Source organism: Symploca atlantica LB2515 (assembly GCF_052546295.1).
Genome location: NZ_JBQWMT010000001.1, coordinates 2109720 through 2133100 on the forward strand (window position 1 = coordinate 2109720; position 23381 = coordinate 2133100).

General features: G+C 44.1%; 24 protein-coding genes. 12 read left to right on the top strand and 12 right to left on the bottom strand.

Annotated elements, in window-relative coordinates:
- Positions 1–71 precede the first annotated feature (71 nt).
- The 3 genes from ACT7WV_RS08905 (at position 72) to ACT7WV_RS08915 (ending at position 2325) form a co-directional block, all read left to right on the top strand.
- On the top strand, positions 72–527 hold the full coding sequence (locus ACT7WV_RS08905; RefSeq protein WP_445102564.1) for a diacylglycerol kinase family protein: 456 nt from the start codon (positions 72–74) through the stop codon (positions 525–527).
- Positions 528–903: 376 nt separating this feature from the next.
- Complete coding sequence (locus ACT7WV_RS08910) at positions 904–1521, top strand: anthranilate synthase component II (RefSeq protein WP_445102565.1); 618 nt, start codon at positions 904–906, stop codon at positions 1519–1521.
- A 24-nt stretch (positions 1522–1545) separates the two neighbouring features.
- Positions 1546–2325, top strand: coding sequence for an MBL fold metallo-hydrolase (locus ACT7WV_RS08915; protein ID WP_445102566.1), 780 nt, complete (start codon positions 1546–1548; stop codon positions 2323–2325).
- Between the two features lie 200 nt (positions 2326–2525).
- Here ACT7WV_RS08915 and ACT7WV_RS08920 read toward each other — a convergent pair whose 3' ends face one another.
- Complete coding sequence (locus ACT7WV_RS08920) at positions 2526–3860, bottom strand: adenylate/guanylate cyclase domain-containing protein (protein ID WP_445102567.1); 1335 nt, start codon at positions 3858–3860, stop codon at positions 2526–2528.
- Positions 3861–4403 (bottom strand): carboxymuconolactone decarboxylase family protein, encoded by a 543-nt coding sequence (locus tag ACT7WV_RS08925; RefSeq protein WP_445102568.1) that lies wholly within the window; start codon positions 4401–4403, stop codon positions 3861–3863.
- Between the two features lie 316 nt (positions 4404–4719).
- On the opposite strand from ACT7WV_RS08925, the gene ACT7WV_RS08930 reads away from it, so the two are divergent.
- Positions 4720–6036, top strand: a complete 1317-nt coding sequence (locus ACT7WV_RS08930) for an aminopeptidase P N-terminal domain-containing protein (RefSeq protein ID WP_445105607.1) — start codon at positions 4720–4722, stop codon at positions 6034–6036.
- A 370-nt stretch (positions 6037–6406) separates the two neighbouring features.
- Here the strand turns inward: ACT7WV_RS08930 and ACT7WV_RS08935 are convergent, their stop codons facing one another.
- Positions 6407–6535, bottom strand: a complete 129-nt coding sequence (locus tag ACT7WV_RS08935) for a hypothetical protein (protein WP_445102569.1) — start codon at positions 6533–6535, stop codon at positions 6407–6409.
- A 515-nt stretch (positions 6536–7050) separates the two neighbouring features.
- Here ACT7WV_RS08935 and ACT7WV_RS08940 point away from each other — a divergent pair.
- Positions 7051–8661: a peptide ligase PGM1-related protein gene (locus ACT7WV_RS08940; protein WP_445102570.1), complete on the top strand. Its 1611-nt coding sequence runs from the start codon at positions 7051–7053 to the stop codon at positions 8659–8661.
- A gap of 137 nt (positions 8662–8798) precedes the next feature.
- Here ACT7WV_RS08940 and ispE read toward each other — a convergent pair whose 3' ends face one another.
- The 3 genes from ispE to ACT7WV_RS08955 all read right to left on the bottom strand — a co-directional run bounded on the left by ispE (position 8799) and on the right by ACT7WV_RS08955 (position 10886).
- Complete coding sequence (ispE, locus tag ACT7WV_RS08945; RefSeq protein WP_445102571.1) at positions 8799–9752, bottom strand: 4-(cytidine 5'-diphospho)-2-C-methyl-D-erythritol kinase; 954 nt, start codon at positions 9750–9752, stop codon at positions 8799–8801.
- 4 nt (positions 9753–9756) lie between these two features.
- Positions 9757–10578 (bottom strand): 16S rRNA (adenine(1518)-N(6)/adenine(1519)-N(6))-dimethyltransferase RsmA, encoded by an 822-nt coding sequence (gene rsmA, locus ACT7WV_RS08950; RefSeq protein ID WP_445102572.1) that lies wholly within the window; start codon positions 10576–10578, stop codon positions 9757–9759.
- Positions 10579–10745: 167 nt separating this feature from the next.
- Positions 10746–10886 (bottom strand): patatin-like phospholipase family protein, encoded by a 141-nt coding sequence (locus tag ACT7WV_RS08955; protein WP_445102573.1) that lies wholly within the window; start codon positions 10884–10886, stop codon positions 10746–10748.
- Positions 10887–10952: 66 nt separating this feature from the next.
- Here ACT7WV_RS08955 and ACT7WV_RS08960 point away from each other — a divergent pair, with 66 nt between their 5' ends.
- Positions 10953–11663 carry a DUF2259 domain-containing protein gene (locus ACT7WV_RS08960; RefSeq protein ID WP_445102574.1) on the top strand — a complete coding sequence of 237 codons (711 nt, stop codon included), beginning with the start codon at positions 10953–10955 and terminating at the stop codon, positions 11661–11663.
- Between the two features lie 56 nt (positions 11664–11719).
- Here ACT7WV_RS08960 and folB read toward each other — a convergent pair whose 3' ends face one another.
- Positions 11720–12076 carry a dihydroneopterin aldolase gene (gene folB / locus ACT7WV_RS08965; protein WP_445102575.1) on the bottom strand — a complete coding sequence of 119 codons (357 nt, stop codon included), beginning with the start codon at positions 12074–12076 and terminating at the stop codon, positions 11720–11722.
- A 148-nt stretch (positions 12077–12224) separates the two neighbouring features.
- On the opposite strand from folB, the gene ACT7WV_RS08970 reads away from it, so the two are divergent.
- Positions 12225–12779 (top strand): hypothetical protein, encoded by a 555-nt coding sequence (locus ACT7WV_RS08970; protein ID WP_445102576.1) that lies wholly within the window; start codon positions 12225–12227, stop codon positions 12777–12779.
- A 138-nt stretch (positions 12780–12917) separates the two neighbouring features.
- On the opposite strand, the gene ACT7WV_RS08975 is transcribed toward ACT7WV_RS08970, so the two are convergent.
- Positions 12918–14945 (bottom strand): protein phosphatase 2C domain-containing protein, encoded by a 2028-nt coding sequence (locus tag ACT7WV_RS08975; RefSeq protein ID WP_445102577.1) that lies wholly within the window; start codon positions 14943–14945, stop codon positions 12918–12920.
- Between the two features lie 474 nt (positions 14946–15419).
- On the opposite strand from ACT7WV_RS08975, the gene ACT7WV_RS08980 reads away from it, so the two are divergent.
- Positions 15420–15857: an NfeD family protein gene (locus tag ACT7WV_RS08980; RefSeq protein WP_445102578.1), complete on the top strand. Its 438-nt coding sequence runs from the start codon at positions 15420–15422 to the stop codon at positions 15855–15857.
- Between the two features lie 184 nt (positions 15858–16041).
- Positions 16042–17043, top strand: a complete 1002-nt coding sequence (locus tag ACT7WV_RS08985; RefSeq protein ID WP_445102579.1) for an SPFH domain-containing protein — start codon at positions 16042–16044, stop codon at positions 17041–17043.
- Between the two features lie 93 nt (positions 17044–17136).
- Here ACT7WV_RS08985 and ACT7WV_RS08990 read toward each other — a convergent pair whose 3' ends face one another.
- Positions 17137–17535 carry a Fur family transcriptional regulator gene (locus ACT7WV_RS08990; protein WP_445102580.1) on the bottom strand — a complete coding sequence of 133 codons (399 nt, stop codon included), beginning with the start codon at positions 17533–17535 and terminating at the stop codon, positions 17137–17139.
- Between the two features lie 99 nt (positions 17536–17634).
- On the opposite strand from ACT7WV_RS08990, the gene purS reads away from it, so the two are divergent.
- From purS to ACT7WV_RS09005, 3 genes are all read left to right on the top strand, one after another.
- Positions 17635–17916 (top strand): phosphoribosylformylglycinamidine synthase subunit PurS, encoded by a 282-nt coding sequence (gene purS / locus ACT7WV_RS08995; protein ID WP_445102581.1) that lies wholly within the window; start codon positions 17635–17637, stop codon positions 17914–17916.
- The gene (gene purQ / locus ACT7WV_RS09000; RefSeq protein ID WP_445102582.1) at positions 17913–18593 is read left to right on the top strand and encodes a phosphoribosylformylglycinamidine synthase subunit PurQ; all 681 of its coding nucleotides are present in this window, start codon (positions 17913–17915) and stop codon (positions 18591–18593) included. The genes purS and purQ overlap by 4 nt, the downstream gene beginning before the upstream one ends.
- A 392-nt stretch (positions 18594–18985) precedes the next feature.
- Positions 18986–19279, top strand: coding sequence for a hypothetical protein (locus ACT7WV_RS09005; protein WP_445102583.1), 294 nt, complete (start codon positions 18986–18988; stop codon positions 19277–19279).
- Between the two features lie 125 nt (positions 19280–19404).
- Here the strand turns inward: ACT7WV_RS09005 and tkt are convergent, their stop codons facing one another.
- The 3 genes from tkt to acpP form a co-directional block, all read right to left on the bottom strand.
- Positions 19405–21429 (bottom strand): transketolase, encoded by a 2025-nt coding sequence (tkt, locus tag ACT7WV_RS09010; RefSeq protein WP_445102584.1) that lies wholly within the window; start codon positions 21427–21429, stop codon positions 19405–19407.
- Positions 21430–21750: 321 nt separating this feature from the next.
- The gene (gene fabF / locus ACT7WV_RS09015; protein WP_445102585.1) at positions 21751–23010 is read right to left on the bottom strand and encodes a beta-ketoacyl-ACP synthase II; all 1260 of its coding nucleotides are present in this window, start codon (positions 23008–23010) and stop codon (positions 21751–21753) included.
- A 65-nt stretch (positions 23011–23075) separates the two neighbouring features.
- Entirely contained in the window at positions 23076–23324 is a 249-nt protein-coding gene (gene acpP / locus ACT7WV_RS09020; protein ID WP_445102586.1) for an acyl carrier protein, read from the bottom strand.
- Between the last annotated feature and the right edge of the window lie 57 nt (positions 23325–23381).

Consider the following 23381-nt stretch of genomic DNA (forward strand, 5'->3'; position numbering starts at 1 on the left):
GTTAAAAATTAATGGTGTTACAAAAGGCTCAGTCTTCCACGCCCAACTTTCTCACTTCGAGTTCCCTGTCTATGTCTCAAGACATTTCGATGCCTATACCCAAGCATTCTGATCCAGTTATTCAACCTAACCGTCGCTTAGCTTGGCAGATCGCTCCCAATTTATTTGTTAGCTTTAAATATGCCTGGGCTGGATTATCCTATGCCTTCATTACCCAACGCAATTTTCGCATCCATACTTTCATTGCTCCCTTAGCAATTAGTTTGGGCGTTTTTTTACATTTAGAAATGGTGGAAATAGCGGTAATTGCCCTGACGAGTGGTCTGGTATTAGCACTAGAGCTACTAAATACGGCAATTGAGTCAGTAGTTGACTTAACAGTTAAAAAGAATTACCATGAATTCGCAAAAATCGCGAAAGACTGTGCTGCTGGTGCCGTTCTTGTCTCGGCAATCACCTCTTTATTAGTGGCTGGATCCCTAATTTTTCCACCACTGTTAGAGTTAGTCTGGCAAATGTTTCTATAGGATTTTCTTTTTCTGAAAACCAGCTCCGACAGGTGACTGTATCAGACTTTATACGACAATAGCATAGACAAGCCCTAACAAGTGAGCGCCGATCAGGAAGCCTTGAATAGGGCTATTTATTGGGGGGCATAGTAAGTCGGTGGTCAGGCAACTTGATTTGTGGTTAGGCATTGTTGAGCTTGGCGTATTCTTTTCTTTGGGCTGGATGACCGACTTACTCGAAACTTGATTGTATTATGGAGTGATCATAAGCCTTTCGCGTAAAGAGTTTTCTTTGTTTATACACTAAATACTAAATTGGTATTGCTAATACTTTCCTAGACTTGAGTGATGCATTAGATGCATTATTAATTATAGGTCTTGAGGAGTATGGGTTTTGATCATTGTTATTGATAACTACGACAGTTTTACCTATAACCTAGTACAGTACCTAGGAGAGTTAGGCTTACAGCTACCAGTAGCATCTGAAATTCAGGTCTACCGCAATGATCAAGTTACTCTAGAACAAATCCGCCACAAATCACCCGATGGGATAGTAATTTCCCCTGGGCCAGGGCGTCCTGAGGATGCAGGAATCTCGGAACTGCTGATTAGAGAACTTGGATCAACTGTGCCAATTCTGGGAGTTTGCCTAGGTCATCAAGGTTTAGGTCAGGTGTTCGGCGCGAAAATTGTCTTAGCACCACAGCTAATGCACGGCAAGACTTCCGAAATTTATCACACCGGGGTTGGTGTTTTCCGAGAACTAGCTAATCCCTTTATTGCTACTCGGTATCATAGCCTGGTAATTGACCCTCAAAGCTGTCCAGATGTTTTGGAGATTACAGCCTGGGTTGATGATGGCACAATTATGGGCATCAAACACCGGAACCATCCACACCTTGAGGGCGTCCAGTTTCATCCAGAGAGTATTTTGACTTCTTGTGGGAAACAGCTATTGCGAAACTTCCTCGAGCCAATTACAGTATCACCTTCTTATTCAAGATCAGTGTAAGTAACAGGAAATTAAGATAAAAATATGAAACGGCGACAGTTGATGCGCTACTTAGGTACTGGTTTATTGACCACTTTTAGTACTGTTGTAGCTTCTGAATTAACTCCCTCTCAGGCGCAGACTCCCAGTAGTACACTTTCAGTAAAATGGCTGGGACATACCTGTTTTTTGTTCACTGGCGGCGGCTTGCGGGTTTTGGTAAATCCCTTTCGGACACTAGGTTGTACTGCCGGATATCGTCCACCACAAATCGATGCAGACATCGTACTTATCAGTAGCCAACTGTTGGATGAAGGTGCAGCAGGAGGGTTACCAGGAAATCCTCAGATAATATTTGAACCAGGTGCCTACGAGATAAGTGGGGTAAAGATACAGGGTATTGCCACTCCTCACGACCGTGTCGGAGGTAAAAGATTTGGCACGAATGTAGCTTGGCAATGGAATCAAAGTGGCGTTAAAATCTTGCATCTAGGAGGGGCTGCAGCACCCATTGAACTGGAACAGAAAATCCTCATGGGTAGTCCTGATATACTACTGATACCAGTGGGAGGAGGGGCAAAAGCTTACAATCCCCAAGAAGCTAAGCGAGCAATTTCTACCCTCAATCCTAAAATGATTATTCCCACTCATTTCCTGACACAAGCTGCTGATCCCGCAGCCTGCGATATTGTACAGGTAGATGAGTTTTTGACATTGATGGAGGGAGTGCCAGCAAGCCGTGTTAACAGCGATACGATAACTGTTAAGTCTAGCGATTTACCAAAAAACGGTTCAATGATTAAGATACTCAGTTATGCATTTTAAGCAATACTCCTTTACAAAGAGTATTGCCCCTACTTTTGTCTCTCTAGTAAGTTTCTTGTAGTCTGTGTATCTTGGCTAATAAGGAAAATTAATTAACTGCCGTGGGCTATGACAAAGCCCAACTATTCTTTGATCAGCGATTAGTTTAACTGGGTGAATTTAATCTTAAACTGCTTGTCTGGTTAAGATTAAATTTGAACTCAACATTGACTAGAACTTCCTAGTTCGTGACTACTAATTAGTTCTTCCCTTACAAGCGTATAAAATTCATCATTGGGCAAGAGACCAAAGGGATCACTAGAGAGATAGTTTTTAATTTGTTTGACAAAATACATATCAATATTCCCTTTGTTTTTTGCAGCAATTTTTCCTCGGTATTCACATTCAAAGAAATCCTTGATTAGTTCGTAAGTTGACTGGGAAATATTAATCTTACCAGGCATGCCAGATGATTCTAGGCGGGAGGCAATATTAACTGTGTCGCCCCAAACATCGTAGGTAAACTTTTTTTTGCCAATTACGCTAGCGATTAATGGTCCTGAATGGATGCCGATCCGAATTTGCCAATAGGGTTTTTGCGCTTGCATCTTCTCTAGCTGCCGCAAATTCATAAATTCCTTGATGTACAAGGCAGCTAGTACAGCATCAATAGCGTGAGTTAGATTAGAGGCGGGAATTCCCCCCACGCACATATAACTGTCGCCGATGGTTTTTAACTTTTCTAAATTATGGGTTTGGCAAACCATATCGAAGTAAGAAAAACAACTATCAAGTTCGGTGACTAGTTCCTCTGGCGTTAATTCTTCTGCTAGCTTAGTAAAATCCTGGAAGTCAGTAAAAAGAACTGAAGCAGACTGATAGTGAACTGGCTTAACTTTGCCAGTTTGTTTTAGTTCGTGAGCAATCTTTTGCGGTAGAATATTCAAAAGCAATGTGTCAGACTCTCGCCTTTCCATATCTAGCTGACAATACAGTTGGTTCATCTCCTCTAACAACTTGTTAATTTCCTCAAAGCATTTAGCATTTCGGATAGCGGCGGATACTTGTACTGCTAGAAGGTTACCAATACGTAAATCTTCTAGAGTGTAAGGAATGGTAGAAGTTTTAGCAAAGTTTAGCGAACCAATGACCTGGTTTTCAGCTTCGAGGGGAATAAATAGCTGTGAAGGGTAATCTTTGAGAAAACTACTTTGACAATCTTGAGGGTTAAGTTGGGGTTTTCTACTGTTCAAGACACGAGTAATCGGATTTTCTTCAGAAAAGTTAAGGCAGTTTTCAGCAAATTTTGCTCCAAACAGAGTTACCAGACGACAAGAATCATCATAGTTTTTGAGACAAATACTACAATGATTAAAGTCTAATAACCATTTGGCTTTCTTCCCGACTACACGAAAAATTTCATCTAAATTGAGAGTACAGTTAATCTTATTAGCAATCTCATTAACTGCTACAAGACGACTCGAAAGTCCCTGTACTTCAGCAAGCAGATGCCGAGTTGTCTGTAGAAGGGTATCGTGTTCCTGGTCTTGATTCATTTATAAATTATCAATTTCTAAAGCGATAGCATCGGTATATTGATTGACTTGTGTGAATAAATTAGCAGCGGCAATTAATTCAAAAATTTCTGATTGTTCTAAACCCAATTCTTGTAAGTGTTGATAATCTGCTTCTGTCAAATGCTGGGGATTAGTAGCAGCTTTTAAGCCAAAGCTGATCGCAGCTTTTTCCCGTTCCGGTAGGGGACAGTTGGCAAAGTCAGAGACTAGCATCTGGAGTACTTCTTCACTAATCCCTAAAGCTGATAAACTGTGCAAATGAACTTTGAGAGCATATTGGCTGCTATTACTCTGGGAAATAGCAACACCAATCATCTCCTTAATAGTACGAGGTACTTCTCCTTCAAGGATTGTAGAGCGAAACTTTTTCCAGTTAGCCTCTAAAAAACCCGGACTCAGGGTCATGGATTTGAACAAATTGGGGACAATACCGAACCCTAATTCAGACCTAATTTCTTCGTAGACTAGTTTTGCTTTCGAGTCATTTAGTTGATCATATTCCTGGATAGGGAAGTGAGCCATTGTTACCTCTAGTGCTAACTGTGAATGGCATTTGACAATACTAGCTTGTTTCCTGATGAACTAAGCTTCGATATTACCAATATGCCTTGTGTGTTTGTTTACTTTTAATTTACTCTGCTTATTGTTTTCTCCAACGCCATGAAATTTCCGCAGAATTAGTGTAAAGTTTATGTAAAGTTTTTCGGATCGCAATGCCCTCCCGTAGAAGAAAATAGTTTGCATGAAGAGTGGCACCAGTGGTTTGATAATAGCCTTGGTTAATAATTCTCCGGAAAGCTAATAATTAATTTATGAACACCAGATAGTGAAGACACTAATGATTTTGCCAACAGAGTATTGCCAGCGTCGCGAACAGTTAATGAGCAAACTTGGCAACGGCACTGCTATATTTCATAGCGCCCCAGTTGCGGTAATGCACAATGATGTCGAGTATAATTTCCGACAAGATAGCGATTTCTTTTACCTGACAGGTTTTAACGAACCGCAAGCTGTAGCAGTACTAGCACCGCATCATCAAGAACACCGATTTATTTTATTTGTCCAACCGAAAGATGCCGAAAAAGAAGTCTGGACAGGCTATCTTACCGGCGTCGAAGCTGCCAAAAAAAAATTTGGTGCTGATGAGGTTTATCCCATCGCAGAACTAGACGAAAAGTTGCCTCAGTACCTAGAAAAAGCTGATCAGATTTATTACCACTTGGGGCGCGAGCATGCTTTCAACAAAACCATCCTGAAACACTGGCAACGGATGATGGCAGGTTATCCTAAACGTGGTACTGGTCCGATGGCAATGGCATCAACAAATCCCATTTTGCATGCCATGCGCCAAGTTAAAAGTCCCGCAGAATTGGAGTTGATGCGTAAAGCTGTTGACATTTCTGTGGAAGCCCATAACTATGCACGGGAGTTCACCCAACCTGGACGTTACGAGTACGAGGTGCAAGCAGAACTAGAAAAAATCTTCCGGATGCAGGCGGCTTTAGGGCCAGCTTATCCCTCAATTGTTGCCTCTGGGGTCAATAGCTGTGTGTTGCACTACGTAGAGAATAATCGGCAGATGCAGGATAATGAGTTACTGCTGATTGATGCCGGATGTTCTTATGGGTACTACAACGCAGATATTACTCGCACTTTCCCTGTCGGCACTAAGTTTACCCCAGAGCAAAAGATACTGTACGAGATTGTCCTCAAAGCGCAATTAGCAGCGATCGCACAAGTTAAACCGGGTAATCCTTATAATCAGTTTCATGATGTTGCTGTGCGAGTCTTGGTCGAAGGTTTAATGGATTTGGGTTTGCTGGCTGGTGATATTGAAGAAATCATCAAAGAAGAAAAGTATAAACCTTTCTATATGCACCGCACTGGTCACTGGCTGGGACTCGATGTCCATGATTGCGGAAGTTACAAACAGGGAGAGGATGTTTGGCAAAGTTTGCAACCGGGTCATGTAGTGACAGTGGAACCGGGACTTTATATTGGGCCAGAGATTAAACCTGTGGAAGGACAGCCGGAAATTCCTGAAAAGTGGCGGGGTATTGGTATTCGCATTGAGGATGATGTGTTAGTTACTGAGTCGGGACACGAGGTATTAACCGCAGAGGTTCCTAAATCGATAGAGGAGATGGAAGGTTAAGTAAATTACCCAACGCTGTATGCGTAGGATACAGCGTTGGCTTTGTGAATGTATTTATCAGCTTCTATGAGGTAATTTGACAACTTTCGGGGATAAGAGTTGGAGGGCGCTATCGCTTCATGCACAAGCTGCTGCAAGACCACTTTGCCAAGATGAATTTGGAGTGAAAGGAAGTGATGGAAAAGCTTTTTTATTAGCAGTTCCCTTAAAGTAATCACTCCTATCCTTCAACTCATTTTAACTGCTGCCTAACCCAACTGCGAAAATTCCGATTACAGGTTATTTCCCCAACACGACGACTTTCTGCAATAAACTGAGGAATCTCACTAATTACAACAGGCGAAAAAGTTGGACTATTTTGACACTTTACTTATACCCCAGCTTCAAGTTTGTAAATGCGCAAAATACCGCCACTGTAGCGCCAAAATTTGGGAATCTCCAGAGATGCGTAAAGTTGGAGTTTATCAATTAAAGAGCTAGAGTATTCCACTAGAGTCATATGCCAATCGGGCTACTTGCTCAGAACCCATCTCAGGCAACATCGCTTTAAAAGTCTGCCAACTAATATTAGAGAGTATTGTTCGCTACTCGGCTGGTGTTTTGCTCGTCACCATAGGACTAAAACCAGTTTTTTACTAACATATATTAGAAATTTGATACTAATATATGTTACGTTCTATTATGTTATGCTGAGCGAAGCTATGGCGACAAAAGAAGCATTAGAATCTTTGAGATGCTGTGCGCTGATCAATTTAGTCGTACTCTTCAGTCCTAAGAAAAACAAAATTAGTGATTACTTCAGACTGAAAAGTTCAGGCGTCTTAGTTTTTTCTAGCTCTAATAATGTATTTACTAACTTTTGCAAAAAATTAACGTCAGTTTAAGTTATATTTGTTTTACAAAAAAAATAACAAAAATCTAATTGGTTGACTGCCTATTGGTAAAGGTTTGTTAACTAGTTAACCCTCTAACCGTTAAGATTATTTTTATCGGCATTAAAGTGGGTCTGAAGCAATGCAAAACAGTTTGAATAATTCTTCTTCTGCACAAGGAGCACAATTTCGGCAGCTTCAGAAACAATTGCGCGACCTCTGGTCGAGCGTAGACTTATTTGACCAAGACGACTACGATATCTTGGTGGTGCCTTCCGTAAGTCTTGACCAGCGAGAACTAAGAAAAATCAAAGGTTTTCTCCACTACGAAGAACGGCTGTTATTTTCCTTGATTCGTCTGCGCAATCCTCATACTCGGTTAGTCTACGTTACTTCACAGCCGTTGCCGCCTATTGTAATTGACTACTATTTGCAGTTGTTGCCAGGAATTCCTTTCTCCCATGCGCGCGATCGCCTTTTGCTGATGACAGCTTATGATGGTTCTTTACAACCACTGAGCCAAAAGATTTTAGAGCGTCCTCGCTTGATGGCACGGATTCGTCAAGCACTACGTCCTAACAGGTCTTATATGGTTTGTTATAACTCTACTCATCTGGAACGGGAGTTGTCGGTACAACTCGGTATACCCCTACTTGCTGCTGACCCAGATTTGCTGTGCTGGGGCACCAAGAGTGGCAGTCGGCAAATTTTCCAGATGAGTGGTATAACCCATCCAGATGGTAGTGAGTTGGTGTGGAACTTGAAGGATTTAGCCGAAGCCGCCGCCGACTTGTGGGAGCGCCAATCCCAATTAAAGCGGATTGTGATCAAGCTCAATGAGGGCTTTTCGGGAGAGGGCAATGCTGTCCTTGATTTGAGGCAGATACCACAAGCAGCCCCAACTCAAGCCTCCCATGAGCAACGAGTAACAGCCTTGATTACTCAAATGGAGCATTTGAGCTTTCAAGGGAGTGAGGAAACGTGGGAAAATTTCGCTGGTCGTATCCCAGAGTTAGGAGCAATTGCCGAGGCGTTTATTGAAGGAGACCAAAAGCGATCGCCTAGCGTTCAAGGATATATTACCCCTAACGGCGAGGTGAAAATTCTCTCTACTCATGATCAAATTTTGGGGGGACCAGACGGTCAGATTTATCTAGGTTGTCGCTTCCCGGCTGATGAGGCTTATCGGCTACGCCTGCAAACTTTAGGTATGCAAGTTGGTCGGATTTTGGCGGAGAAAGGGGCAATTGAGCGTTATGGTGTAGATTTTGTGGCTGTTCGTCAGCCGGAGGGTAGTGCTTTAGCTTGGGACTTACAAGCAATCGAAATCAACCTGCGTAAAGGTGGCACTACCCATCCCTTTATGTCTCTCAAGTACTTAACTAATGGCCGCTACGACCTTTCTACAGGTCTTTTTTACAGTCAGCAGGGCCGGCAAAAGTACTACATTGCTACTGACAATTTGCAAAAGGAGCGCTATCGAGGCTTAATACCCAATGACCTCATGGATATTATTACTCACCACCGACTGCACTTTGATAGCAGCAACAGAACTGGCATCGTCTTCCACCTGATGGGGGCACTTTCTGAGTTTGGCAAGCTTGGGTTAACCAGTATTGGAGACTCTTTGCAACAAGCCGAGGATTTGTATAACCAGGTGGTGCATGTACTGGATCAAGAAACTGACACAAATGCTTGCGCTCGTAATTTGTGCTCTTATTCTAGTACTCCGATTTCTTGGAATCAGGGGTAGGGAGGTAGATAGCTTTAAACGAGGAAGAAAGCCGAACTTTGTAGAAATTAAGCGTGGCAAATGGTGTACCGCATACTGACCGAAAAGAGGCAATTCTGACTTTACCTGAATCAACAGATTCACCGGAAGCACCACAGTTAACTAACAGGCGATGCAAGCTGAATACCTTGATTTGAGAACTTGCTTACCCAGAAGTCTAAATCTGGGTCAGGAATTGCCACCCTAACTTGGTGTTGAACTTCCAACGCTTGAGCTTCTGACTCACAAAGAGCAAAAACAGTGGGCCCTGAACCAGACATCATAGTTCCTAAAGCTCCTGTATTCTGAAAAGCTTCTTTAAGTTGTGCTACTTGGGGAGTAGTGGGCAACACAACTTTTTCTAAATCATTGTGCAGCAATTGACCAATCTGTACACCATCCTTGTTAATCATTGCCTTAACTAACGGTCCTGAATGAACCCTTGCGGCACTTGATGCTAGCCTCTCAGCATTACGGACGTAGGAATGACCAAACTGAGTACGGTAAGTTTGGTATGCCCAAGCAGTGGAAATTGTCAACCTACGGTATTTTCCCAATACCACGTAAAAGGAATCGATACCTAGTAAAGAATCAATTTCCTCACCCCTACCCGTTGCGATCGCTGTACCACCCGTCAAACAAAAAGGAATATCTGAACCCAGCTTTGCCCCTAACTCTTGTAATTCTGGGCGAGTTAGTCCCAACTGCCACATCATATCTAACCCCACCAAAACGGCAGCAGCATCTGTCGAACCACCAGCTAAACCAGCAGCCACAGGAATCTGTTTATTGATGGTAATTTCGACACCGCCGAACCGAGCAAAAACCTCAGGAAACTCTTCTACCATTAATTGAGCTGCTTTGTAGGCAAGATTACCTTTATCCGGTGGCACTAAAGGATGATTGCAGTGGACACGGATTATGTCAGTACTTAGGGGATGCAGATCAATTGTGTCAGCTAAATCGATACTTTGCATCAGCATCGCTAGCTCATGATAACCATCCACCCGATCACCAAGGATTTCTAGATGAAGATTGATTTTTGCTGGGGCAATTAGGGAATAAGAGCGCATTTCTCTAGGCAATGTGGGTTAGGTGATTACTCAAGGCTACCCATTGGGCAACGCTCAGGTTTTCTGCGCGAGCTTGCGGGTTTACTTCTAATTGTTCCAGTAAGTTACTCAGGTGGTCTATCTCGACTACCGATTTCAGATTATTTCGCAACATTTTCCGCTTGCTAGCAAAGCCTAATTTTAATAGTTGCTCTAAGCGCTTGGGTTCAGAGACTAGTGGTTCCATAATACGGGGACGTAACCTGACAACAGCAGAATCTACTTTAGGTGGAGGAGAGAAGGCTTTGGCTGGCACATCACAAATTAGTTCACACTCTGCTAGGTACTGCACCCGCACCGATAATGCCCCGAATGCTCTAGAACTGGGTTTGGCGTATAAACGCTGCGCTACTTCCTTTTGCACCAGCAGCACGATTAAATCAAACGCTGGTATTCTTGGCTGAGCAATTTTCCCCAGTAGCTGCTCTAAAATTGGGCCTGTGATATTGTAAGGGATATTGGCAACTACTTTATTCGGCTGCTGGAAATTAGGGAAGGAAGCTAGCTGTGTCCCCAAGTCAAGGGAGAGAAAGTCACCTTGCAGCAGTAGGAAGTTATCAATATTACCTAGCTTTTTCACCAGTAGCTCGCATAAATCGCGGTCAATTTCCACGGCAACCACTGACTCAACCATAGGCAATAAGCGGCGGGTTAAAATACCCGTGCCAGGACCAATTTCTAGGAGGCGATCGCTCTTGTTTAATTTGGCTGCTGCCACAATGGCGTTGAGCGCTTTGTCGCTACGTAGCCAATGTTGACCAAATTGTTTGCGTGCTTTTGGGTTCATTGCCTTATTTTAGCGGTGTGCCAGGAACAAATTTCCTCTTCTAGAAAATTTGCGGTACTTGCGATCGCTCAAGAGCAGTATTGTGCAAGGAAGTTATTCAACAATTGTTTATGCAGTTGAATAATCTCCTTGCTGCTGCCTCCCGTAGCAATAGCTGTAGCTAGGATTTATCCGGTGGAAGTTGCTGCAATTAAATCAAAATGTTCATTTAAGGGTTTGTTAATTTCTCTCTCGACTTCTGCTAAAGTTACAGCCGCAATTATGCCTCTAATTCCACCGCCATCTAAGCTTAAAATGCGATAAGTCATTTTTCCTCTAACTGTCCTCACAACAATTATGATTGTTATTAATATCGTTAAAAACGTCAAATCATCATGAAGCGTTTTTCTTTATTTTCAATTTTGTTCCTTGTTAGCACCCTTCTTCTTTTTGATTCGCAAGTATGGGCAATTGTTCTCAAAATGTCTCGTCGCTTGTCAGGTTTTTCTTTAGATAGTAATCACTATATCTATCTGGAAAGCACTCAGAATTCAGTTACGAAAGTTCCTATTGCCAAAATACAAATTCTCAATGTAGATACCAACTCCTGTGTGAGTAATGGTTGCCTAGAAACCGACTATAACCGCTCTGTTGCCAATCTTACTCCTAAAAATGCTGAAGATAATTTACTCAGTCAAACTGCGCAAATAAGACGGGATTTAGGACTCAATCAACTGAAATTAGGACGAAGATTACCCAATATTTATCGTTCAGTTGAGCCAGATGGCACTGAAACAAAAAAATTCCTAGTAAGTACTCAAAAAGAACCTCTACAAATTCGCCTGGAGCAAAACTATATTCCTTCAGTTTTATCGGGGGGTACTTCTGATGTAGATCGAGCTTCAATGCGGCTGATAATTAATTACAATTATCGTCAGTTAACTCTAGGTAAGTTAAACAATTACCGCGAGGCAGTGAGAAAATATTCTATCCGAGAAGTGCGCTTATCTCCCGATGGAACTAGCGCCGTTGTGCTTATCAATGCTAATGAAGCGACTTACAATGCTGATTTACAAACAACTTTAGTTTATAGTTTTCCTCTGTAGAATTATCGCCAAAAAGGGTGCATGACAATTGTCGGAGAAATGCGCCGGAAAATAGATTAACGGCTTCTAGTGATGTCAATAGTAATTGTGCCGCCAAAATCAGGGATGGGGGCAGCGGGTTTGCTTAGCTGTACCTGAACTTGCTGCACCTTATCTAATTCTAAGATGGCATCAGCGATCGCGTTGGCGAGTTTTTCGACTAAGGCAAACTTCGAGGTTTTCACTGTCTGCTTAACTCTGTCAATTGCAGCGCGGTAATCCAGGGTGTCGGTAATTTCATCACTTTTACCCGCATCTGTCAAATCGAGCCACATTGTTAGATTCACTTCAAACCATTGTCCGAGTACCTGTTCTTCTGGCAGATAACCTGTGTAGCCATAGCAACGAATGTTAGTTACGCGAATGCTATCCATCGCCTATTAAGATGCACAATAACTTTATTATGACGCTTTTAGGGATTTCTCGAAAACTCTGATTAGATGAAATTGTGATCATACGTGATCATGAGATAGCAGGCTATTCCAAAGTCTGAAAAATTATTCTAAAATCACGAATTTCTAAATGAGAAAAGCTTCAGCGTTAATTCTAGGACTTCTAGCCCTGATTTTAGCCATCTGGGGAATTAAGTTGCTATTATCAGAACGAAATGTATTTGGAAACCCTCAATTAGAGACATTAATGGCACAATGCCAAATTCCCTCTACAGAAACAGAAACCACTATTAGATTATACGAAGGAAATGGAGGTGCAACTGTAGCTTATTCGTACTCCGTTACTTTCTTTGAAGGCAAATTTTTTCGAGAAAAACAATTTTTTTACACCTATGGTTTTCCCGTTATTAAATCCATTGATTGTCATAATGATAGAGTTAGCATATTTACTGATGAGGAAACGTTTGATTTTACCCTTGAACAAATAAAAAGTAAATTAATTCATCAACCAATAGGATTCTATAAGGGACAACAACAAAAATCATCTATTCAACCTTTACGAGTCTTAACTTTGACTTTTGGATTATTTTTGGAGTTAGTCAGCGCCTGGATTTTGAGGATGAGTCTAAAACAATTTCGTGCTTCTTTAACTCCTGGGCAAGATCTCCGGAATCCTCCAAACTAGCAATTCCCAATAATCCACCCCAAGGATGGAAATGAGCAACATCCCAGAATCTATTGTCGAAGCGGCAACTCTTAAATGCTTAGAAGAACTGGACTACAGCAACCTCCATACCTGCCCAATGTCCCCCAAAACCCCTAACTATTCCTCGGAAGTTGGCGTTGTTACTTCCTCAGACTCAGGTACTTGTTCCTGCTGAGGTGGTAAGAAGCGATCGCGCATGCGAGTAAACCCCTCAGGATTGAGTAGCCACTGGGCCGTTAATACAGCAGCACCAGCAGAAAATAGCACCAATAATACCCCTGCCAATCCCAAAATTACTTTAGGTAAATCACCTGCTGTTGCAGTTGCGGGTTTGACTACTTCCGCTTTAACAATGGCACTAGAATCAGACTCATTTGCTTGAGCATTCGCCATTAGTTCAGTCTCTAAAGTGACATCTATAGTGTGGCCAGGTACTGGACTTTCTCCAAGATTTAAGACTACAGGATACTGAGGAGAAACAGCACAATAAGTGAGAACTACCGAAGTATTATCGTGACCATTCTGTTGATTAGCCAAGCTAATTAAAGACTTCAGGGCTGCTTCCATCGGAAGTTTGCCACTGAAAACATCCTTTGGATAATCAGCACAAAATCGCTCAACTAATTGGTTGTCGGAAAGACCATCAGAACATAACAGCAACAAGCCGTCTTCCTCTAAAATAAATCTGCGTACCGTAGGACGTAATAACTCGGCATCCCTGGTTCCCACTGCTTGGGTAAGAGCACCAGCATCTGGACGTGCCAACGCCTGCCGATACAGAGAATGCCCCATCTTGACTTCCCTCGCTGCCACATCATTATCCACTGTCAGTTGCTGGCAGTAACGAGGTGTCATCCAGTAGGCGCGGCTATCTCCCACATTGGCGATATAGAGTTCGTGACTATTACCCCTGCCATTGGCTGTCTCCACCACCTGTGGCAACTGTAATGCCATAATTAAAGTGGTTCCCATACGACGGCGGGACTCTCGTTCTTGTTCATCGTTGCGAGAGGCAATCAAGTTATTCGCCACCCGAATGATTGCTTCTAGCTGCTGCGCTACCAAATCCGGCGTCATAATTTCCGGATCTTGAGTTAACTCTGCTAGTAGTCCTCGCACTTGAAGTTTGACTGACTGTACCGCTAGCTGGCTAGCCACTTCTCCACCTTCATGTCCACCAATACCATCACACACAATTGACAAATGGGGAATCAAGGGGTCTCGAGGGTCTTCTGGATCTTCGGGCAAGTCAGCGATGGTAGGGTAGCAGCTATCTTCGTTGTGGTTCTGTTGAGGTCCAGAATCCGTAGCACCAGCTACTGTTAAGCGCAGAGGTTGGAGGGAGGCTTGTTCTAGCAATAGCCGATTGAGTTGAGAAGCGATCGCTTTTAAGGATGGCTTTTCCCTTTGTAACTCTCCAATAATCCCCTGTAGCCTATCTGCCACCGATGCTGAAGCCTTACGACACCAAGACTCCCAACACGCTCCTAATTCTCGGAGACTAGTGTTGCTGCGGGGTGTGAGTAATGCTGCAGCTACACCAGGCACTGTTCCAGCTTCTGGTGAGTCCTGATCCTGTGCCTGGTTAATAGTCGCAGTAACCCCTGCTTCTCTATGTGTGTCTTCTACGGCACTCGTATAAAGTTCTCGCAGTCGCACCCGCCATCCTTCAACCCGAAGATTTTCTGCAACTAAAAGACTTGAAGCTACACCGAATTCTTCCAGTGGTTTCCACAACTCTAGAATCTGCCACAGCCAGTAAATCTGACGCACTGGCGAAGCCTGAGGCCACATTGACTTCAGTGAAGGATATAGCTCACCATTGGGGTCAATCGGTACATTCTCTAGCAATGTGACTACTGTATTCTGCGCGGGAGTTCCTAGAAAAGTCTCTCCCTGCAACTGGCATACCCCATAAACTTCTGGAACATGAAGCCGGTGGGGATACAAGCGTAGGTAAGGGAGAATCTGGCTATTGGGTTGTTCCGGCATTTGCGCTGGTAGTTGGGGTTGCAAATCTTGCCAAATTTGTGGTGCAACTATCCTGTATCTCTCTGCGATTAGTTCTCCGGACTTAATAGGAAGTTCTGTAACTGAACCAACTGCCCAAAGATAGCGATTCATCAGCGGCTTGTTACTACTCATAAATTTAAAACCGGTTTAATAAAACAATTAAGTTAATTTGCTGCCGTAAGGTCAAATTCCAAACTGCTAAGTTAAATTGGAACTGTAATCTGGAAAATTTCCTCCTTTTCACCCAATGATGCCAATGTGCCTTAAGGAATTAACAGGCTAAAGAAAAATACTGCTCTGTGTTCAGGGGGACTAACTTAGCCAGACAGCTTCGTAAATTGGCACAGATTACTAGCGATGAGTACTCTCATTCCAGCTCCAGGTATGACTACTTAACTAGTTTGACCGTAACCGACCAAACCGAAGCTGGAATTAATATATCAGCCAATTAATCTGGGCGCATATCGCAATTGGGGAAGAAGAATTTAACTCTTCGGCAACGAGCAATACTCGCCCCTTGATTTTTCCCTTCTCTAAGAGTCTCCCCAAACCAAAAATGCAGCTAATTGATCCACTCACTAAACTTACCCTACACCCAATGTTGATATGTCACAGCTAAGTCCTGCTATCCTCTGGCTACTGGCAGGGTCAATTCTTTGTTTAATGGAGGTGTTTCTGCCAACGGCTTTTGTAGCTTTCCTGATGGGAATCAGCGCTTTTTTGGTGGCTTTTGTCATTTCTGTGGTGCCGACAGTTTTAAGTGTGCAAGTAGTGCTGTGGCTGTTACTTTCTACGGGGTTTGTCTTTTTATCCCGTCGGATCTTGCCCGTTACCAGAGGCGTGAAAAAACTCGATGAGATTGAAGCCCAAGCCTTGACAGAAATCCCCCCTGGGGAGGCCGGACGGGTGGTTTATGAAGGAATTTCCTGGCGTGCTCGTTGTGAAGACTATGGAGTAGCGATCTCACCCAAGGAAAAAGTCTATGTAGTTAGAAGGGAAGGCACCACTTTGTTTGTAGTTCCTCAGAAATTAGTAGATGATTAAATTTTTTTTAGAGTCCCTAGGTAGACGCACAGAAGTTTTTCACTTTAGGCTGTAGTCAAACTCTGAGATCTTGACCCTCAAAGACCGCAGACATTAGACCGCTCTTCTTTGGTTATAGGGATACTTTACCAATTGCTAAGCAGTATTGACACATTAAACTACCAAATAATTTAGGAGGTCTAAGATGGGAGAATTTTTCGGTTGGCTGATTGTTTTAGTTCTTGGCGGTTCGGGAATAGCTAGCTCTGTTAAGATTGTCAATCAAGGCAATGAAGCCTTAGTGGAAAGGTTAGGAAAGTATAGTGGAAAGAAACTACAACCAGGTCTTAACTTTCTCCTCCCTGTTCTTGATCGGGTGGTTTTCCAGGAAACTATTCGAGAAAAAGTAATCGATATCCCACCTCAGCAATGTATTACTCGTGATAATGTTTCCATTACAGTTGACGCTGTGGTTTACTGGCGAATTGTGGATATGGAAAAATCCTACTATAAGGTCGAAAACCTCAAAATAGCGATGCAGAATCTGGTGTTGACTCAGATTCGCTCAGAAATGGGTACACTCGAGCTAGACCAAACTTTTACAGCCCGTGCTGAGGTCAATGAAATTTTGCTGCGGGAGTTAGATATTGCCACAGATCCTTGGGGAGTTAAAGTTACGCGGGTAGAACTGCGAGATATTGTCCCTTCTAAAGCGGTGCAGGACTCGATGGAGTTGCAAATGTCGGCAGAACGCAGAAAGCGGGCGGCAATTTTGACTTCTGAAGGGGATCGGGAATCTGCGGTTAATACGGCTAGAGGGCAAGCAGAAGCCCAAGTACTGGATGCTGAAGCCCGTCAAAAGGCAGCTATTTTACAAGCAGAGGCACAACAGAAGACGATTATCCTCAAAGCTCAGGCAGAACGTCAGCAGCAAGTCCTTAAGGCGCAGGCAACCTCTGAGGCAATGCAAATTGTTACCGATGCCATCAATAGTGACCCTAATGCTCGGGAATCACTCCAGTTCTTACTTGCCCAGAATTATCTAGAGATGGGTTCTCAGATTGGCAGCAGTGAAAGCAGCAAGGTAATGTTCATTGATCCTCGTAGTATTCCTGCAACCATTGAGGGGATGCGCTCCATAATTGGTAATGGTGAGCAGAGCAGTATTAATCAACTGCGTCTGGATCTTGATAAGATAGACCGTTAGTTTGTTGATTAATGAGTGAGGTGAGTACTAATGATCTCAGTTCTTGGGGAGAGATATCTGCTCCACAAGGCAAGAGTTTTCAGTTATCACCCATCATGGCTCGGTGCCGTTATCGGTCGCACAGCGACTGCATAGTCCGAAAAACTCTAGGGTATGATAGTAGATCTTGAAGTGGTGGTCTGCTTGCAGTTGTCTCTCTAGTTGGTGGACTGGGCATTCACTAATGGGAATGGAACGTCCGCAATTGAGACAAGTGAGATGATGTTGGTCACTTTGTAAGGAACTGTAGAGTGATTCTCCAGTTGCTAGTGTTCGCACTTGCACTACTCCTTCGAGCTTCAAGGCTTCGAGACCACGATACACCGTTGCTAGACCCAGAGTCTGGTCACGATTGCGTAACTCGATAAACAGCTCTTGGGCAGAGATAGAGCGGTTCAAGGTTTTGAGTAGTTTCAAAATTCGCTCTTGAGAGCGGGTGCGCTGGAGTTTCATTGTCTTCCTTCTTTCTCAGTAAACTAGAAATTTCTGGTTATTTTGAGACCTTTGTGACTCAAACTTAAAATAAGGCTTTCTTAAATTCAGGGGGGACTTGTGATTCACAAATATCAAGCTCGCATCTATGTTACCCTTCGCCCCTCGGTCTTAGACCCAGCAGGCGTAGCTCTTGAGTCAGGAATCAAGCAGTTGGGTTACAAAAAAGTCGAGCAGGTACGCATTGGTAAGTATATTGAGCTGATGATCTCTGCTGGTGAAGAAAACACGGCACGACAACAGCTAGAAGAAATCTGCCAGCAGCTATTAGCAAATCCGGTGATCGAAAATTACCGATTTGATCTGATTGAGGTGAGTGTAGAGATGGGTACATCGGTATGAAATTCGGCATTGTGGTTTTTCCTGGGTCGAACTGCGATCGCGATGTCGCTCATGTTACTCATAATTTGCTCGGCTACTCAACGCGGATGGTTTGGCATCAGGAAACCGATATTTCTGATTTAGATGTCGTGGTGATTCCTGGTGGCTTCAGCTATGGTGACTATCTGCGTTGTGGGGCAATTGCTCAATTCTCACCAGTAATGCGACAGGTGGTGGAGTTTGCCAAGCTGGGTAAGTTTGTCCTTGGTATCTGTAATGGTTTTCAAGTACTGACGGAAATCGGACTTTTGCCGGGGGCACTTATCCGGAATCGTGACTTACATTTTATTTGCGATCGCCTGCCGGTAAAAGTGGAACGCAGCGACCTCAGTTGGACATCAGCTTACTCCGTCGGTCAAGTAATTACCCTGCCAATTGCCCACGGCGAAGGTCGCTACTATGCCGATGCTGATACCTTGAAATCCCTGGAAGATAACCAGCAAGTACTGTTTCGTTACTGCACAGTTACTGGTGAAGCGAATGATACTAGTAATCCCAATGGTTCAATCAACAACATTGCGGGAGTTTGCGATCGAACTGGCAAAGTTTTGGGTATGATGCCCCACCCAGAAAGAGCCTCAGATAGTCTCTTAGGGTATACAGACGGCCTGAGTTTATTCTTGGGAATTAGCCAATAATACTCTTTTGCCAACGATCATCCTGTTAATCAGGTTGCTGCTTTTGTACTGGCAATTTTCTTGTCGAAACTACTTTACTTTTCCCACAAAACACAGGAATAAGTAGCCTATTAGCGAGGATCTTCTTAGCTGCTTATTCCTCAAGATTGAGTGAGTTGCCTAACTTTTAAAAGTTAAAACATATTAAAATCATCAGTTATACTCATAATATAGTGAAAAATACTAGCAAGAGAAAAACCTAAAAAAACAACTAACCCACCAATCTGCTCTTAACTGAGGTCACACGTGACCTATTAGGTTTTAGCTAGGACAATCAAGGATAGTGTTGAAGAGAGTTTTCTGACTAACAAAAATCTCTTCATCAAGTAGATCATTGAATGAGAATAGTGGGAATGTCCAGAACATCACGCGGTTCTGATACCAGTCTGAAGTTACAACCAATCCGATACCGGAACTGGTTAATTAGCACGAAGCTGATTAACCAAAGGCTGTGGTTGCGGTGGCAGCACCCAAAAGAAGCTTACCCTCGCTATAGCTATCCAGTAACCGAAGGGGGGCTAACGGATACTATTCGTTATGCCCGCATGATGATTGACTTGTCGATACAGTTAGAAGAAGGAGCAACACAACTTGAATATGGTAGCTCTCAACGCCAAACCCGACGCCGTTATGGTCTAACAAAATAAGGCAAGCAACTAGTCTAGATAAAATTGAGGGGCGGGTTTAGTTGGTCTAACCAAATCTTAACTCGCCCCTGTGTCTTTCTATTTCTCTATGCTGCCCTGAGAGCAGGTAGCTCAAGATTACGCCATTACCCCAGCAGTGATTTTGCTTTAGCTACGACATTATCAACTGTGTAGCCAAGCTTCTCCATCGCCAGTGGGCCAGGAGAGGAAACACCGAAGGTGTCAATACTGATCGTAGTACCTTCCGAGCCAACATAACGGCACCAGCCGAAGCTAACAGCTGCTTCTACAGCTAAGCGCTTGGTAACAGCTTTCGGGAACACGGATTGACGATAAGCTTCATCTTGATCCTCAAACAGTTCCCAACTAGGCATGGAGACAACACGGACTTTCTTGCCTTCTGCCCGCAACTTCACGGCTGCATCAACGCAGAGGAAGACTTCCGAGCCTGTGCCTATCAAGATAATTTCAGGAGTACCATCGCTATCCGAGAGGATATAAGCCCCTTTGAGGGTATTTTCAATGGAACTACCCTCCAAGTTGGGCAAACCTTGCCGCGATAGCGCTAGCAGTGTTGGCTGGGCTTTTCCTGTCTTAGGTTTTGCCTTCTCAATGGCAGCTTTATAAGCTCCAGAAGTCTCATTTCCATCTGCCGGGCGAATCACTACTAAGTCAGGAATCATCCGCAGAGAAGGGATATGCTCAACGGGTTGGTGGGTCGGACCATCTTCACCTAGTCCTACCGAGTCGTGGGTCATTACCCAGATTACGCCAGCCTGAGAAAGGGCTGAGAGGCGAATCGCACCACGCATGTAGTCGGTAAACACCAGGAACGTGGCTCCGTAGGGAATCAAGCCTGAGCCATGCAGAGCCATACCATTGCAAATTGCACCCATGCCATGCTCACGAACACCAAAGCGCAGGTTACGATTTTCGTAGTGACCTTTTTGGAAATCTTGGGAAGATTTCAGCAAAGTCTTGTTGGAAGGAGCCAAATCAGCAGAACCACCGATCAGTTCTGGCAATACTCCCGCTATGGCATTGAGGGTTGCACCAGATTGGTTGCGAGTAGCATCCTTTTTATCTTTTGGTGTGTAAGTAGGCAGCGCTTTCTCCCAGCCTTCTGGTAATTTACCGCTGAGCATCCGTTCTAGTACGGCTGCTTCTTCTGAGTATTCAGCCTTGTACCGGGTGAAGAGGGAATTCCACTCTTGTTCGTACTGTGCACCCCGATCAACTGCTTTACGGAAGTGGGAGAGAGCATCTTCTGGCACTTCAAATTCTGGATACTTCCATCCCATGTTCTCACGAGTTGCTTTGACTTCATCCCCGCCTAGGGCAGCACCGTGAACATCGTGAGAGTTGGCTTTGTTGGGGGAACCGTAACCAATAATGGTGGTTACTTTAATTAAGGAAGGCTTATCGGTAACAGCCTTGGCCGCTTTAATTGCTTGCTCAATGGCTTCCAGATTGGTGTTACCGTCTGGTACGTGTTGTACATGCCAACCGTAAGCTTCAAAACGCTTGCCAACGTCTTCGGTAAAAGAGAGGTCTGTTGAGCCGTCGATCGAGATATGGTTGTCATCATACAGAGCAATCAGCTTGCCCAGGCCCAAGTGACCCGCCAGTGAACAAGCTTCGCCCGAGACACCTTCCATGTTGCAACCGTCACCCAGAATTGCGTAGGTGTAGTGGTCAATAATTTGACAATCTGGTTTGTTAAATTTAGCTGCTAAGTGTGCCTCTGCCATTGCCAAGCCCACGGCATTAGCTATTCCTTGTCCCAAAGGCCCTGTAGTTACTTCAACGCCTTCAGTCTGAAAGTTTTCCGGGTGACCAGGAGTTTTTGATTCCCACTGTCTAAACTGCTTGATATCGTCAAGAGTAACGCTGTCATAGCCAGTCAGATGAAGCAGGGCGTACTGCAACATACAACCGTGACCAGCGGACAAGACGAAGCGATCCCGATTGGGCCACTTAGGATTTTTGGGGTTGTACCGCATAATGCGATCCCAAAGCACAAAGCCCATCGGAGCCGCGCCCATTGGCAGCCCTGGATGACCAGAATTTGCCTTTTCTACGGCGTCAATTGCCAGAAAGCGAATGGAGTTAATGCAAAGTTCTTCGAGAGATTGGGTTGCAACGGCCATAATTTCGATTTGATGACTCTGGTTAATTAACGTTTAGCACGAGATGTGTGTGAGCTAGAACTCAATGGCTCTCGGTTGCCCAAAGGCTATGCTCTCATCATCCCATTATCGGAATCGATGAGCAAGAATTGGGGATCGATAGGGGGCAATTATAAATGATCAAAGATTAGGTTACGGAGAGCTGTGGTGGAAAAAGGTCATAGGGAAAATCGTTTGCACAATTTCCCCTTCCCCTTCTTTTTAATTACCCTTACTCTAGATACTTTCTCCCTTTATGTTGAGGAGTTCTTTTAGCAGAGTTTACCTTTGGCAGTAGCGCCTTCAAGCTTCTTGCCTATATTTTTTGAATACTAGTGTCACATTGTGACCACCAAACCCAAAGGAATTGGAAAGTGCCACTTCTACATTCATCGGACGGCTGTAATTAGGCACATAATCAAGATCGCAGGCAGGATCGGGGTTTTCTAAGTTAATCGTTGGTGGCACTTGATCCTTGGCTACTACCATCACACAAGCCACTGCCTCAATGCCACCAGAACCACCCAGCAGGTGTCCTGTCATTGATTTGGTGGAGCTAATTGCTACTTTATAAGCCTGTTCTCCTAAAGCTCTTTTAATTGCTGCTGTTTCAGTTGAGTCATTTGCTGGTGTACTAGTACCGTGAGCATTGATGTAGTTCACCTGCTCCGGACTTAAACCAGCGTCTTTCATTGCCAGTTGCATGGCCCTAGCAGCACCTTCCCCACCCGGTACTGGCGAGGTCATGTGATGGGCATCACAGGTCATACCGTAGCCGACGATTTCCCCGTAAATTCGAGCGCCACGGCTCTTGGCATGTTCTAGTTCTTCAAGTAGCAAGATGCCCGATCCTTCACCCATGACAAAGCCATCACGAGCCACGTCAAAGGGACGACATGCTACTTCTGGAGTTTCGTTACGGGTGGAGAGCGCTCGCGCTGCTGCGAACCCAGCTAGGGATAAGGGGGTAACAGCCGCTTCTGTACCACCACAAATCATTGCTTGGGCGTAACCTCGCTGCACTAGACGGAAAGCATCCCCTACAGCATGGGAACCGGCTGCACAAGCAGTAACCGTGCAGCTATTGGGTCCTTTAGCACCAGTATGGATCGCCGTCAATCCGGCTGCCATATTGGAAATCATCATCGGAATCATAAAAGGACTACAACGATCAGGACCTCGAGTCAGGTAAATCTCCTGCTGGTCTTCTAATACCTTGAGACCTCCCACGCCAGTGCCAATCAGCACACCCACCTGTTCTGCGTTCAGGTCATTAATCTCGAACTGGGCATCGGCTAGAGCCTGCTTGCTAGCAGAAACCCCGAATTGAGCAAAGCGATCCATGCGCTTTGCTTCTTTGCGATCCATATACTCGTGAGGGTCGTAGCCTTTTACTTCACCGGCAATGCGGCAAACGTGCCGAGAAGGGTCAAATAAAGTAATCAGACCAATACCATTGCGACCGCTCAACAACCCTTCCCAATACTCAGTCAGATTATTGCCTATCGGTGTAATCGCGCCGAGACCTGTAACAACAACGCGTTTCTTTTCCAAGTTTGTCATGATGCCAGTATCAGAGGGCTTAAACGCCCAGAACGCAGAACTTTCCGTTGAGATCTAAGTTTTCTTTAAGCAGGAGCTTCTACTTTATTACTGATGTAGTCTACAGCAGCTTGGACCGTTGCAATCTGTTCAGCTGCCTCATCGGGAATTTCGATATCAAACTCTTCTTCCAGTGCCATTACGAGTTCTACCGTATCTAGAGAGTCGGCATTGAGATCGTTGGCAAAGTTCGATTGCGGTGTTACATCTTCGGCTGAAACTTCTAGTTGTTCAACCACTATTTTTTTGACTTTCTCAAAAATTTCTTGGTTCATTAGATATTCCTCAACCCAGTCGCTAAAACTTTATACAGCAGTTTTACCTGGTTCTAT

What these genes read in the sequence shown, in the direction of transcription:
- ACT7WV_RS09005 (WP_445102583.1), top strand. Translation starts at nt 18,986, where the DNA reads ATGTCCAGAACATCACGCGGTTCTGATACCAGTCTGAAGTTACAACCA.
- ACT7WV_RS08970 (WP_445102576.1), top strand. Translation starts at nt 12,225, where the DNA reads ATGAGAAAAGCTTCAGCGTTAATTCTAGGACTTCTAGCCCTGATTTTA.
- rsmA (WP_445102572.1), bottom strand. Translation starts at nt 10,578, where the DNA reads ATGAACCCAAAAGCACGCAAACAATTTGGTCAACATTGGCTACGTAGC.
- ACT7WV_RS08960 (WP_445102574.1), top strand. Translation starts at nt 10,953, where the DNA reads ATGAAGCGTTTTTCTTTATTTTCAATTTTGTTCCTTGTTAGCACCCTT.
- ACT7WV_RS08905 (WP_445102564.1), top strand. Translation starts at nt 72, where the DNA reads ATGTCTCAAGACATTTCGATGCCTATACCCAAGCATTCTGATCCAGTT.
- ACT7WV_RS08940 (WP_445102570.1), top strand. Translation starts at nt 7,051, where the DNA reads ATGCAAAACAGTTTGAATAATTCTTCTTCTGCACAAGGAGCACAATTT.
- ACT7WV_RS08935 (WP_445102569.1), bottom strand. Translation starts at nt 6,535, where the DNA reads ATGACTCTAGTGGAATACTCTAGCTCTTTAATTGATAAACTCCAACTT.
- ACT7WV_RS08980 (WP_445102578.1), top strand. Translation starts at nt 15,420, where the DNA reads ATGTCACAGCTAAGTCCTGCTATCCTCTGGCTACTGGCAGGGTCAATT.
- ACT7WV_RS08985 (WP_445102579.1), top strand. Translation starts at nt 16,042, where the DNA reads ATGGGAGAATTTTTCGGTTGGCTGATTGTTTTAGTTCTTGGCGGTTCG.
- ACT7WV_RS08955 (WP_445102573.1), bottom strand. Translation starts at nt 10,886, where the DNA reads ATGACTTATCGCATTTTAAGCTTAGATGGCGGTGGAATTAGAGGCATA.
- tkt (WP_445102584.1), bottom strand. Translation starts at nt 21,429, where the DNA reads ATGGCCGTTGCAACCCAATCTCTCGAAGAACTTTGCATTAACTCCATT.
- fabF (WP_445102585.1), bottom strand. Translation starts at nt 23,010, where the DNA reads ATGACAAACTTGGAAAAGAAACGCGTTGTTGTTACAGGTCTCGGCGCG.
- ispE (WP_445102571.1), bottom strand. Translation starts at nt 9,752, where the DNA reads ATGCGCTCTTATTCCCTAATTGCCCCAGCAAAAATCAATCTTCATCTA.
- ACT7WV_RS08975 (WP_445102577.1), bottom strand. Translation starts at nt 14,945, where the DNA reads ATGAGTAGTAACAAGCCGCTGATGAATCGCTATCTTTGGGCAGTTGGT.
- ACT7WV_RS08920 (WP_445102567.1), bottom strand. Translation starts at nt 3,860, where the DNA reads ATGAATCAAGACCAGGAACACGATACCCTTCTACAGACAACTCGGCAT.
- ACT7WV_RS08930 (WP_445105607.1), top strand. Translation starts at nt 4,720, where the DNA reads ATGATTTTGCCAACAGAGTATTGCCAGCGTCGCGAACAGTTAATGAGC.
- folB (WP_445102575.1), bottom strand. Translation starts at nt 12,076, where the DNA reads ATGGATAGCATTCGCGTAACTAACATTCGTTGCTATGGCTACACAGGT.
- ACT7WV_RS08925 (WP_445102568.1), bottom strand. Translation starts at nt 4,403, where the DNA reads ATGGCTCACTTCCCTATCCAGGAATATGATCAACTAAATGACTCGAAA.
- acpP (WP_445102586.1), bottom strand. Translation starts at nt 23,324, where the DNA reads ATGAACCAAGAAATTTTTGAGAAAGTCAAAAAAATAGTGGTTGAACAA.
- ACT7WV_RS08915 (WP_445102566.1), top strand. Translation starts at nt 1,546, where the DNA reads ATGAAACGGCGACAGTTGATGCGCTACTTAGGTACTGGTTTATTGACC.
- ACT7WV_RS08990 (WP_445102580.1), bottom strand. Translation starts at nt 17,535, where the DNA reads ATGAAACTCCAGCGCACCCGCTCTCAAGAGCGAATTTTGAAACTACTC.
- purQ (WP_445102582.1), top strand. Translation starts at nt 17,913, where the DNA reads ATGAAATTCGGCATTGTGGTTTTTCCTGGGTCGAACTGCGATCGCGAT.